The organism is Enterococcus gallinarum, assembly GCF_021496385.1.
In the GTDB taxonomy this organism is placed as follows: domain Bacteria; phylum Bacillota; class Bacilli; order Lactobacillales; family Enterococcaceae; genus Enterococcus_D; species Enterococcus_D gallinarum.
This window is the reverse complement of sequence record NZ_CP050816.1, coordinates 1,445,089-1,457,236: the sequence shown is the minus strand read 5'-3', so window position 1 is coordinate 1,457,236 and position 12,148 is coordinate 1,445,089. Positions and strand designations below refer to the sequence as shown.

Sequence of the window (12,148 nt, the reverse complement as noted above, 5' to 3'; positions counted from 1 at the left end):
ATCGATGACGATGGTTTCCTTTTTGTCTATCACTGCAAAAAAGCATACTGTATGTTTCTAGCTTATTCTTCTATTTCGATATCGGGAAAAGTCACTTTGAAGGTCGTTCCTTGCCCCAATTCGCTATCGACTTCGATTTTACCTTTGTGGAGGCGAACCAACTGTTCCACTATCGATAACCCTAATCCCGATTCACCAAATTGTCGATTTTTTCGAGAAGGATCAACTTTATAGTAGCGATCCCAAATATTTTTGACTTGTTCTTCGGACATACCGATTCCTGTATCAGAAATCTCAATGATCGTTTCTAGATAGCCTTTTTCGATTCGCACGCGGATCTCACCATCTTGTGTGAATTGAATCGCATTTTGGAGTATGTTAACCATAATTTGAACAAACCGGTCATAGTCGGCATAGACGTCGATCGACTCCTCTGTTTCCAGAATCAAACGATCGTTTGCGACTTCTGCTTTGCTTTCCAATTGCGTCAACAAATTGGTCATTGTCTTGGTCGCATCAAACTTCTTAATGACCATAGAAATCTGATTGGTTCTGATTTTTTCATAATCCAGATTTTCATTCACTAAACGAATCAAACGATTGGTCTCATTTTTCATCAAGCGGATCGCATTGTCTCGCTGATTCTCTGGAATTGCATGGTATTCTAATCCTTCTAGCAACCCATTGATAGTGGTTAAAGGCGTACGCATTTCATGGGAAGCATCAGCCATAAATTGCCGTCGTCGTTCTTCCTGACGCTCAATTTCTTCATGCGACTCTTTCAATGACTGGGACATTTGGTTAAAGTCTTCTGCCAATTCATCAAATTCATCGCGATTATGAACAGGTAATGAGATGTCAAAATTCCCATTCGTAATTTCTTTGGTTGCCCGCTTCATCCGATTGATCCGCCGAACTTGGAAAGTCGCGAATAGATAACTGATCAATAGCGAAACAATGATCGAAATCAAGAAGACTTTGAATAAGTTCTGATTAAAAGCACTGACTAGATTCAAAATATTGCTGGCAGATTGTGAAACCACCATCACGCCATAAAAATCCGTCCGATTAACAGAAAAAGGAATCAACACATAGGAAGTCAACTCTCGTTCGCCGAATAAATTGGTATTCGAAGTCATTTGTAATCGACCACCATTTTGCAATGACTGCCAATCTGATTCTGAAATGCTAAAGTCGACCGCTCGTCCCGCCGTATCTAATGGATAGATTTGTTCTTTCGGACTTTTAAAAAAAGCAAAAGAAATATCTTGATTGCTCAGAATATTTTCAGCAAGATGTAGTGAATACTGCAAATATTCATCTCGCGTCATGTTCTGCTGAAAAAATTCTGAGTCACTGATCTGGGAAATTTTTGCTACGGAAGAGGCATACCCCATCAATTGCTCGTAATTGCGCTCTTGCAACGTCTGTCTGGTCATTTGGGTAAACACTACTCCAATCGTCATCAAAATGACTAGAATCACAGCAAAAAACGCAATCAATTGTTGATAAAGATACCGCATTAGGCAGCACCTGCATCATCAAATTTGTAGCCAACTCCCCAAACAGTCTGAATCACTTGCGGTCCCACTTTTTCAATTTTTTGCCGCAACTTTTTGATATGCGCATCGACGGTACGCTCGTCACCAAAATATTGATAATCCCAAACCAACTCTAGTAATTGTTCCCGGGAAAAGACTTGTCGCGGTTTTTTCGCTAATGTATAAAGCAAATCAAATTCTTTGGGCGTCAGACCATCGATCAATTTGCCATTCAAATAAGCCTCCCGAGTCTTGGTATTCATTTTAAAGTGATCGGTAACGATATCAAATGTCGTGTCTGAAGTCTCAGAACTTGCCTTCTCAGCAATTTCACTCCGTCGATGCAGGGCTTTGATACGAGCAATCAATGTTAATGGACTAAATGGTTTCGTCACATAATCATCCGCGCCCATTTCCAGCCCAATCACTTGATCACTTTCTGAATCACGGGCAGTCAGCATAATAATGGGCACTGTATTAGAAATCTTGCGAATCTCTCTGGCAACGATCATTCCATCCATGGTAGGCAAATTTAAATCCAGCGTGATCATATCCCATTTTTCTGGAGTTTCGGCAAAAGCTTCCAGTCCCTCTTTGCCATCATATTTGAAAGTCGCATCCCAACCTTCATTCAAAAAAAACATTTGCATCATTTCTGAAACAGATTCATTGTCTTCAATCATTAGAATATTCATTGTCTTCACCCCTATGTTGTTCATCAAATTGTTGCAGCTTTTCTTCGATCAAACCAAAAATCGGTACAATAAACCAAGGAATTGCAATCATTTCTAAGAGAAAGAAATTGGTCCATCCCTGCCACTTCAGTAGGATTCCTATCAATGTCATGACTCCCCCAAACAGCAGAAAATACCGCGTACAGATCTTTTGTGCATACTGCCAATTTCGTTCATTCTGTTTTGCTAAATAAGAACGATAGCCGTAGATAAAATTGATTTTCTTTGAAGGGAGAATCAAAAAAACAAAACCGATCAAAAAGAAAATCGCTCCAATCACTAAAAAAATCATATTCCCACTCCATTCTTTCTCTAGTATACTCGAAAACCTCCTATCTACCAACAACTTCACGGTTTCTTCATAAAGGTTTGCGTTTTTAGCAATCTTTGTTAAGATTGATTTTGTAACTGTCAATAAGAGTAGGAGAAAACTGTATGAATTATAAAGCTTTAGCATTTTTTGATTTAGATGGCACACTACTAGATGAACACTCCCAGATCACCCCCGAAATTTCTGAGGCCATGCATCGCTTACGCCAAAATGATGTTTTACCAATCATTGCAACCGGCAGAACGGAAACAGAAGTTCTTGCTATTCGCGAGGCTGCTGGGATCACCTCAAATATTGTCATGAATGGGGCATTCATTCGTATCGATGGCAAAGAAGTGTTTTCAGACACATTAGATAAAAATCTCTGCGCACGGATGTTGGAAGCCGTGAGAGATCATGGCGACGAACTTTCATATTATAACGAGAACGGTTACTGGGCAACTGGACACAATGATGAGATGATCGAGGCTTACAATTATGTCCGCAGCCCCCTTCCAGAAATCGATCCATTCCGTTATGAAAAAGACCGGATCAATATGATGCTCGTATTAGGTATCGCCAATGAAACATTCTATAAAGAACAGTTCCCTGAATTGACTTTCTACCGCAATACACCTTTTTCAATTGATGTCGTGAAAAGCGGCACCTCTAAAGGAACGGGAATTAAGACATTGGTGAACTTACTAAATCTCAAAGATGTGCCAACATTTGGCTTTGGTGACGGTAGCAATGACTTCGCTCTTTTAGAAGCTTGCGACTATAAAATTGCCATGGGTAATGGCTTGCCAGAACTAAAAGAGATTGCTGATTTTGTTACTCTTAAAAATACTGAAGGCGGCATCGTGCATGCCTTGAATCATTTTGAATTGATCTAAATCTTTGCATATAGCGCAAATTATGTTATACTAATGGTTGGTAGCGATACCCCTTTTATCAGGGGGATGTTACGGATTCGACAGGCATAGTTGAGCCTGAATTGCGCTTCGTAGGTTACGTCTACGTTAAAACGTTACAGTTAAATATAACTGCTAAAAACGAAAACTCTTACGCTTTAGCTGCCTAAAAACAGTTAGCGTAGATCCTCTCGGCATCGCCCATGTGCTCGAGTAAGGGTCCTATTCTAAGTGGGATACGTTTTAACTTTCCGTCTGCAAGTTAAAAAAGAGAACATCAGACTAGCAATACAGACTGCCTGTCACTCGGCAAGCTGTAAAGCGAATCCTTAAATGAGCTGACTATGAGCGTAGATTTTTAGGTAGCAATATGTTTGGACGCGGGTTCGACTCCCGCCATCTCCATAGACTAAAATCGAGAAGATTTTCGTAGTTTTTCCTGAGAGGTAGAAACCCTATTACACAGAGGTTTCTACCTCTTTTTTGGTGTTCAAGCTATAGAAAAGCTTTTCGTAGTTTTTCCTTTTTAGTAGTCAAATGGTAGTCAAAATGGTAGTCAATTATCATCATCAAACCAATTTATTTTCCTCGCTTATCCTAGATTGATTTTTTTATTTCCTGTTCGCTTTACAAACAGAACAAACGTTCGTATACTTTCCTTAAGGAGTGAGCTATTATGGGGCGTTTTAGATACGAACTTGAACCCAAACGTGACATTCTTTTTGTTGATGTAAAATCATTTTATGCATCTGTCGAGTGTGTACAACGTGGATTTCATCCAATGAAAACCATGCTTGTAGTCATGTCTCAATCTGATAATACAGGAAACGGACTGGTCCTTGCTGCTTCTCCCTTGGCAAAAAAGAAATTGGGAATCTCAAATGTTACTCGTGCAGATAATTTACCGAACCATCCGCTCCTATTCAAGGTCCCTCCACGGATGAATTTATATATAAAAGAAAATCTGAAAGTAAACAATGTATTTAGAAAATATGTATCCGATGAAGATCTACTCCTCTACTCTATTGATGAATCAATGATGGACGTAACCAAATCGCTAAATTTGTTTGTACCGGACAAAAGTCTCAGTCGCAGTGAAAGACGATGGCGACTAGCTAAGATGATTCAGCGTGATGTATACGATACGACAAAACTTTATGTGACTGTTGGTATTGGAGATAATCCTCTTTTGGCAAAGCTAGCATTAGACAATGAATCAAAGCATAATAAATCTTTAATCGCTGAATGGACCTATCAAGACGTGGAAAGCAAGGTTTGGAACATCTCTCCTATCACAGAATTTTGGGGCATTGGATCACGCACACAAAAACGACTTGAGCGAATGGGTATAGAAACGATTGAGCAACTTGCGAAGGCTAATCCTGATTTGTTGCGAAGTCGAATGGGAATTATTGGTGAGCAGTTATATCATCACGCTAATGGAATTGATCGAACAATAATCTCTGAGCCAGCTCCTCAGACGAGAGACAAGAGTTATGGTAATAGCCAAGTACTAAACAGAAATTATTATCTCCAAGATGAAATCGAGATTGTTGTTAAAGAGATGGCTGAACAGGTTGCTGCACGTATTCGCAGACATCACTGCCAAACTTCTTGTGTTTCCATTTACATTGGTGTTGCTTTTGGAGAAACACAAAAAGGGTTCTCACGACAGATGACGGTCCCACCTACTGATAACACAAAGAAGCTAGTTGAACATTGCCTTTTTTTATTTCGTAAATATTATACTGGTCAAGTCGTCCGTCATGTAGGTATCACCTATTCAAAGTTAATTTACACATCAAGTATTCAGCTTGATTTATTTGCTGATGCTGAGGATCAGATAAAGCAAATGAAGCTAGACAAGATCATTGATAAGATAAGAGAAAAGTATGGATTTACTTCTATTGTTCATGCTAATAGCAAACTTGAAGGCGCTCGTGCGATTGCTCGGAGCAAATTGGTGGGCGGTCATGCCGGCGGCATAGATGGAATTTCGAATGAAGGGACTGATAAAAATAAACATCATAAGTCAGTATGAGCAGGGCTATATTTCTTATTCAGAGTTTCTAGAAGAGTTTCCGGATTCTATATCCGAATCTCAAGAGTGTGTTTTTGGAACTCGTTGCGTTGAGCATTATGTCAATCTAACGTTAGGCAAAACTGATTATAGTTACTATATACAACGATACGGAGGCGATCACTATGAAATCATTGAAAGGTGTAGTTTCGAAGATACGAGTGCTGAAAATGTCGAGGACCCCTTTGGTTCGGTTCTCGATTGATGGTGTGAATTGTCTGATTGCAGCACATAGTTTGAACTTCTTGGCAGATGTAGACGAAGGAATGCAGATCGTGGTTGCTGGTGAGTTTAATGATCGTAATCAATTTGTTGTGAGGAAGTATTCGGTGATTGGAGAAACTAAAATTATGATTGAATTCGAGTCTTTAAATAGAACGTTAAATACGCTATAATGATTACGATGTAGAAACATAGTTTCACTTGCGCAGTGTATGTAAATACGCTGTGCTTTTTTGTGCAAAAAAATAACCCACTCTCGGGGGAGAGTGGGTTCACAGAAATAAAAATGAAAGGTTCTAGGTAAATAAAGTGTAATCGATTTTGATTGATAATTCAATAGCCTATCTTGAATATATATTGACGAAATTTCGTCGCAAGCATCTATTCAATCATAACTATGTTACAATAGAAAACGAAGAGTGTTAGGCATACGTTAAGATAGTCTTCCCCAATCTTCTTAATCACCTAGCACTCTTCTTAGAGTAAATGCATGTTGTAATATAAACATATTAAAAAAGATTATTTTTTGCAAATGATTTGAATTTGAAGCAATGAAAAAAGGGCTCCCTACTCTAATTGAGTAAGGAGCTATTTTCGTTCTCTTTCTGTTCGTATGCGTAAAATATTATACTCTTATTATCAGTGTTACAGCACTGATAGAGAGGAGAAAGAAACCATGAATCCAGATGATTTGATGCAAATGGCTGAGTTTGGCAAACAAGTATATGATACCCTAACTGATGATCAAAAACAAAACCTATTAGGTCCACCAACAAAGTCTTTAGGTAGAGGGCTTGCTAGCTTGTTTGATATAGCTTTTTACAAACCAAATAGTTGGGCTATGAAGTTTAATCATAAACTCGAAGAGCAAGCAAAATTGTTAGAAAAAGAAACATCTCCAATGATTGAACAACTGATAGAAAACGATGAGTATAGCGAAGATACCTTACCGCTAGCTGTAAAAGCCCTCGAAAGCTCAAAATATCAATTAAACTCTGAAATACTCAGAAACTACTATTCCAAATTAATAACAAGCTCCCTTACAAAGGACGGCAATACTAAAGTCTCCCCTAACTTTTCAACCATATTAAGCAATTTTTCTGAGAAGGATGCTGTTTTCTTAAAGCGCATGGTTACAGAGAAGGATTTCATCAATGGTATAGGCTTTTCAGATATCAGAGTTGCAGACAGTAATGGATACGGTTATGAACCATTTACTTATCTTATTGTTTGGGAAAACAATGAAATAGAAAATTGTTCAGAGCAAATTGCTAGTCTTTTATCCTTTGGTTTGATCCGAGAATGGAATATGTTTACTTCGCAAGTCGAAACAGAAAGGTATGCCAAAGTAGAGAAATCGCCGTATTTTGTAGGATTAAAGAATACCATAGACTCCGGCAATTTCGGCAATTATACGACTATTAGTGTACTAAAGAAATCCATTTTATTAACAGAACTAGGTAGGTCATTTGTTTCCTCGGCGGTTCCAATATGATATTCTTTTGTCTATTAACTTTTCGATGTTTTTAATTGTTGGATCGATAAATTTTTCTAAATTCTTGAAAAGAATGTAAATCATAAAAATATTTACAATTATTGATACGCTTATCATGAGTAATATACTCAATAGCATTCTATTCACCTTCCAATACTTAATAATCTTTTCATGAATCCATATATAAGCCCGCCTAAGCGGGCTATTTGTTTACCACGGAAGTTTATTATTATTCAATGCTCGCTGCAATGCTCTAACCATATCAGAAACTGGACTGATAATACCATCAACCGTAGTCTTTAACGCACGTTGCATGGCTTTAATCATCTCTGTTCCGCAAAGTCCATCAATTGCCCCCTTATAAAATCCTTTAGCTTTCAATCGTTTTTGCCATGTACGAATCAAATTCGATCCAATCAACGTTTTATCAAACTTCGCCGCATACAAATTCTTGTTACACGCTTGCCGATATTGATGGCTGATCTCGTCATCCGGTGTCATTCCTTCGTATTCCATCGCCCGATTAGCTGTTCCTGGACCAAACATCCCATCTTCTGCGATTCTTGTGTAGCTTGGCTTAACCGAAGGCTTACTTGGTTTTTCTGCTGGTTTAGAACTGTTTGTTTTCCCAAACACTGCATCTTTGAATCGTTCAAGTTCACTAGGCTTCGCTACCCAAGGCGCCGGACAATTCTTGCTAGTAACATCATAATGGCGCCAAATCTTATCTCGAGTAATATTCGGATACTTAGTGATCAACTCTTTTACTGCTTTTACCGTATTTTGGAATGTCTTTTCAGTGATCTTTCCGTTTCTATCCAAACACATTTCTATTCCGATTGTTGAATAATTGGCATTGCCAATAATACTTCTTAATGGATAATACGGTTGCCCGTTAACATATTTTTGAATGTCATTTGCATGGTAAGCCACTTCATTCAATGGAATGATACAAATAGCTTCCTCATCATCCACAAACAAATGAGCAGAAGCATAAACACCGTTAAGGTTGTTGAAGTAGCTTTTATGATTTCGCGCGGTTCCTCCATTATTGGCAGTATAATGCATGATCAGTCCTTCGATCCTAGAATTTTTAATTCCTGGACGAGAAAATTTATTGATTCTGATATACTCGTATTTGATAAAACTCATATTTACCATCCTTTCAAATTAAAAAGAGCAGTCAATCGACTACTCTTTGTGATCAGTAAATTCTTGGCCATTGCCATAATCTTGTGTATTGTAGTTATTACTAGAAACTCCAAGCACCACACCTGCAAATGCAGTAACTAAGGAAATCACTCCAACAATTTTAGTTGCATCGAAATCATATAACGTTGCAATTCCAGCAATTAAAACACCCAAAGCTGGAGACCATTGTGTAATGATTTTTTTCGCTAAATCATATTGTTCGTTTGTCATTTTCATACTATTTACCTCTTTCTTTCCATAAAGATTTTATTTGTTCACCATGTTCAATTAGTCGTTCATTGTGCCTGTCAAGTCGTTCATCATGCTGCTTGAGTTCGTTATGAATCTCAACACGATCAGATTTGCTAGCTTCCAAATCTCTATTCAATAAATCCAAGCTGTGACTAAGTTTGGTTAAGTTTTCTGCTATTTTCGTAAAATTACTCATTACTGGCCGGACAACAAATGCAACTAATCCAATAATTGTCATTACCCATCCAGCCCACGTCGCTAATTCTCCCACATTTAACATGCTTCACCTTCTCACTTAAAATAAAAAGCAACCGGCTAGAAAGCCGATCGCTCCTGATACTACATAGCCGATTATTTTGTTCCTTCTGGCTTTTTTGCTTCGTCTACAATTTTTGCAACGTCTTCGCGCAAAACCTCTGGCACACTTTCGATTGTGCGTTTCCCTTCGATTACGTGTGTTGCGTACAACATTTTCAACGCTGAAAACTCCATTTGTCACTCCTCCTTTACTTCGAGAAAACATAATCTGATATTTCCATGAAAGCAGTTTGGACCACTTCAGATTCATCTTGCATGGATTTGATTACTGCCTGTAACCTTGTGTTTTCCTGTTTCAATATTTCAACATCAGATAACTCATGTTCAATGTTTTCATCTACAATTGATTGGATAAAATCACCCATATTTTCCGGATCATTATTGAACTCATTCACTAAAAGAAATTCAAACAGCTCATTAAGTTCATCATCCATTGAACCTTGTTCTATTAAGATTTTCTGGATATACTTCTGTTTAAATAGTTCTATTTTATTCATGGCAACCTCCTAAATATCCGCAGCAACAAAAGATCCAGCAATATTAAAAATTGATCCTGCGTTGCTACTTACAAACCCGTATGCTGATCCTGCCCAGCCTAATCTATAGTCAATTGCTATTTCGCCATTTGTATTTATTGTAACCATAAAGATTACGTTACCATTGCTTTTCTGAATATACTTCGTGGCTGCAGCCGGTCTAAGTCCTACGGGCAGAATACCAATAACATAGGTAGTGTTCGCATCAGTCAATGCAGTATTATTTTTGAAAGCCCCTGTTAATTGTACGTTTCTTCCATTCCTGGTAGCTGCTGGATAATTTGCATTGCTAGGACTTGTTGAGTACGCAGCCCATCCAGATGCCGGCGGAATAGCTGTAGCGGGATAAATCAACAAATCATTGTACGTTAAGAAAGAACCCGATACATTGCTAGGAACACGAGAATCCCTCAAAAGAATCCCTGAGGACCTATACGAAGCTGTTTGATTGAAATTAGATGGATCATTAATGTATACAGATGTTCCATCAGAATCATGTATAACGCCGCCTTCTTTGACTTTTACCCCCGTACTTTTATTGTAGTCTTCCCAAAGGGTAGTGACTTCCGCATTTTTTATAGTGGTTTTTCCTCTTCGCCACATCTGAGCACTAGTATTCGGTACTAAGCTCCCATCCCAAAAATCAAAAGAATTGGTAATCGTACCACTTTCTAATTCAGCCCCTACAAGTTTTTCAAACCTACCATCTTTAACCACCAGATTATCCGCTACAATATTTTCTGGAGCGATTCCCCAATTCTCCCATTTCGTACCGTTCCATTTTTGTACGTTTGGATCGCTAGGCTTTTGCCACAGCGTGCCGATTAATGGATTGGCAGGTGCGGTTTCTGAAACAACGATTGCATCTCTGCCAATCATAGTCGGAAATGTTGCCCACGAACCAAATGTACCATCAGAAAATTTATTTCGTGTTCTTGTCCATAAATATTGACCAGGTATAGGTGTAGGACGTGTATAAGACCAGCCCGAAGTGGGTTCAGTAGATGTTGTAGTTTGAGCATACTGCACCTCAACGCCTACAATGCTTATCCCATCCTCGCCATCTTTTCCCTGATTCCCCATGAATCGTTGCCACGTATAGTCAGCAGGATTTGTGGATTGGATATCATCAAATGTTGTGTAAGTTCCTACATAGGAAGGATATGCATTGATGAAATCTTCACTAGGAGATGGCGTGTAGATTGTTGCATGACCGTTTTCTTCAAGTTTAGCTTTTCGAAACTCGACAATTGTACCAACTTCTGGTGCCTGCGCTGACGAGCTATAGGCCTGATAAGAGAAATATAAAGTAACCGCGTCGCTAGGTATATCCAGCACTTTTTCAAATCTCTTAAAGTCGCCAGATACGCCCTCAATTCTATCACCCCAACCTGTTACATTTACCCAGTTTCCTGTCGCTTTTCTATACTGCGCACGCCATACTACGTAGCCACCAGAAACTAAGTTCGCTTTAAGTTCCAGACTTAATGTGTAAGACTTGCCCGGCTTTAAGTCTGTAAGTGCTAAGTTACCTTCCGTTGTATTCATAAATCGATAATAAAATTCCGTCGTACTAGTTGCTTTCTTTTCCTGTTTCAAAATTCCGTCGTACACTGTAATAGTTTCATTTGCAACTGCTGTTATGCCTTTGACTGATGGTCCGCTAGTTGAGGTAGGGGTTTGCGTGTTAATCATTAAGTTTTCATTCGGATAAACAGTCGTAAATCTATCCTCTCCGTCCGCACTCCATGAATACGCTTGATAGATATGTGCATCTTGCCCATCTTCGCCTTCTTTTCCATCCTTTACTTTTACAATACTTAACGTATCGCTTAGATTATCTAAAGTGGCAGTGATGGCAATTAAGGTCCAGTTTTTGTTCGTCCATTGTGCACTTGTTAAGGTTCTTGTATTTCCACTTCCGCCTAACGTAATAGCAGCTTGTGCTGTATTGCCGATATAGGGAATAGCAGCGAACGTCGCTGTTCCAGTAACGTTTTGGAGCTTTGCTGTTATATTGATCGTCTGTGTTGTTTTTGGTGTATCGTCAGCATTAAATACCATATTCTCCGCTGATGCAGTTATATAAAGAAGTTTGGCATCTGCGCCATTAGCCCCCATCTTCCCAACTGAATAGGCCTCTGTTTTTGAGTCATCAGTATAAACAAGAGTCGTTTTTGTCCAAAGATATTGATTTGCTGAAACAGATGGGATAGTCTCCTGCCAACCGCTAGTTGGTGGTACCGTGCCGCTTGTTCCTACAGCATACTTGACTGATTTTTCTTTTATACCTAATCCCGATTCGCCATCAGATCCCATCAACGTAGGAGTCTGAGTTTCGGAAGTAGTATAATCAGTGTAAGTAGTGACTACTCTCGTCCAGAGATATTGACCCGGAGGAACATCTGGACGAATTTCTGACCATGAAGTAGGTGGAACAGTACCACTTGTTGAATATGCATAAGTAGAAACAGGTGAGCCAAGTATTCCTCGCCCATCATCCCCGTTAGCAACTTTCACTAAACTAATTTCATCTTGTACAACTGGCATTTTCC

At 38.9% G+C, this 12,148-nt stretch carries 13 protein-coding genes and 1 other RNA gene; 5 read left to right on the top strand and 9 right to left on the bottom strand.

Annotated elements, in window-relative coordinates; genetic code table 11:
- Positions 1-62: 62 nt before the first annotated feature.
- Genes HED61_RS07110 through HED61_RS07100 form a run of 3 tightly spaced genes read right to left on the bottom strand, consistent with a single transcriptional unit; the run spans position 63 to position 2,567 of the window.
- Positions 63-1,523 carry a sensor histidine kinase gene (locus HED61_RS07110; protein ID WP_219645539.1) on the bottom strand — a complete coding sequence of 487 codons (1,461 nt, stop codon included), beginning with the start codon at positions 1,521-1,523 and terminating at the stop codon, positions 63-65.
- Positions 1,523-2,236, bottom strand: a complete 714-nt coding sequence (locus HED61_RS07105; protein ID WP_003127824.1) for a response regulator transcription factor — start codon at positions 2,234-2,236, stop codon at positions 1,523-1,525. Before HED61_RS07105 ends, HED61_RS07110 begins: the two co-directional genes overlap by 1 nt.
- Positions 2,217-2,567: an SdpI family protein gene (locus HED61_RS07100; protein WP_003127822.1), complete on the bottom strand. Its 351-nt coding sequence runs from the start codon at positions 2,565-2,567 to the stop codon at positions 2,217-2,219. Before HED61_RS07100 ends, HED61_RS07105 begins: the two co-directional genes overlap by 20 nt.
- 143 nt (positions 2,568-2,710) lie before the next feature.
- On the opposite strand from HED61_RS07100, the gene HED61_RS07095 reads away from it, so the two are divergent.
- From HED61_RS07095 to HED61_RS07070, 5 genes are all read left to right on the top strand, one after another.
- A complete protein-coding gene (locus HED61_RS07095; RefSeq protein WP_219645538.1) occupies positions 2,711-3,481 on the top strand; it encodes a Cof-type HAD-IIB family hydrolase in 771 nt (256 codons plus the stop codon).
- A gap of 62 nt (positions 3,482-3,543) precedes the next feature.
- Positions 3,544-3,907, top strand: a transfer-messenger RNA (tmRNA) gene (gene ssrA / locus HED61_RS07090).
- A gap of 268 nt (positions 3,908-4,175) precedes the next feature.
- The gene (locus HED61_RS07085) at positions 4,176-5,540 is read left to right on the top strand and encodes a Y-family DNA polymerase (RefSeq protein ID WP_219645537.1); all 1,365 of its coding nucleotides are present in this window, start codon (positions 4,176-4,178) and stop codon (positions 5,538-5,540) included.
- Between the two features lie 164 nt (positions 5,541-5,704).
- Positions 5,705-5,974, top strand: a complete 270-nt coding sequence (locus HED61_RS07075) for a hypothetical protein (RefSeq protein ID WP_219645536.1) — start codon at positions 5,705-5,707, stop codon at positions 5,972-5,974.
- Between the two features lie 503 nt (positions 5,975-6,477).
- Entirely contained in the window at positions 6,478-7,296 is an 819-nt protein-coding gene (locus HED61_RS07070) for an Abi-alpha family protein (protein WP_219645535.1), read from the top strand.
- 210 nt (positions 7,297-7,506) lie between these two features.
- Here HED61_RS07070 and HED61_RS07065 read toward each other — a convergent pair whose 3' ends face one another.
- From HED61_RS07065 to HED61_RS07040, 6 genes are all read right to left on the bottom strand, one after another.
- Positions 7,507-8,448, bottom strand: a complete 942-nt coding sequence (locus HED61_RS07065) for a peptidoglycan recognition protein family protein (RefSeq protein WP_234981426.1) — start codon at positions 8,446-8,448, stop codon at positions 7,507-7,509.
- Between the two features lie 39 nt (positions 8,449-8,487).
- The gene (locus HED61_RS07060; protein ID WP_219645533.1) at positions 8,488-8,724 is read right to left on the bottom strand and encodes a phage holin; all 237 of its coding nucleotides are present in this window, start codon (positions 8,722-8,724) and stop codon (positions 8,488-8,490) included.
- A 1-nt stretch (position 8,725) separates the two neighbouring features.
- Positions 8,726-9,019: a hypothetical protein gene (locus HED61_RS07055; RefSeq protein WP_003127813.1), complete on the bottom strand. Its 294-nt coding sequence runs from the start codon at positions 9,017-9,019 to the stop codon at positions 8,726-8,728.
- Between the two features lie 71 nt (positions 9,020-9,090).
- On the bottom strand, positions 9,091-9,231 hold the full coding sequence (locus HED61_RS07050; RefSeq protein ID WP_179135076.1) for a CD1375 family protein: 141 nt from the start codon (positions 9,229-9,231) through the stop codon (positions 9,091-9,093).
- Positions 9,232-9,245: 14 nt separating this feature from the next.
- Positions 9,246-9,554 carry a hypothetical protein gene (locus HED61_RS07045; RefSeq protein ID WP_219645532.1) on the bottom strand — a complete coding sequence of 103 codons (309 nt, stop codon included), beginning with the start codon at positions 9,552-9,554 and terminating at the stop codon, positions 9,246-9,248.
- 9 nt (positions 9,555-9,563) lie between these two features.
- On the bottom strand, positions 9,564-12,143 hold the full coding sequence (locus tag HED61_RS07040; RefSeq protein ID WP_219645531.1) for a hypothetical protein: 2,580 nt from the start codon (positions 12,141-12,143) through the stop codon (positions 9,564-9,566).
- Positions 12,144-12,148 lie beyond the last annotated feature (5 nt).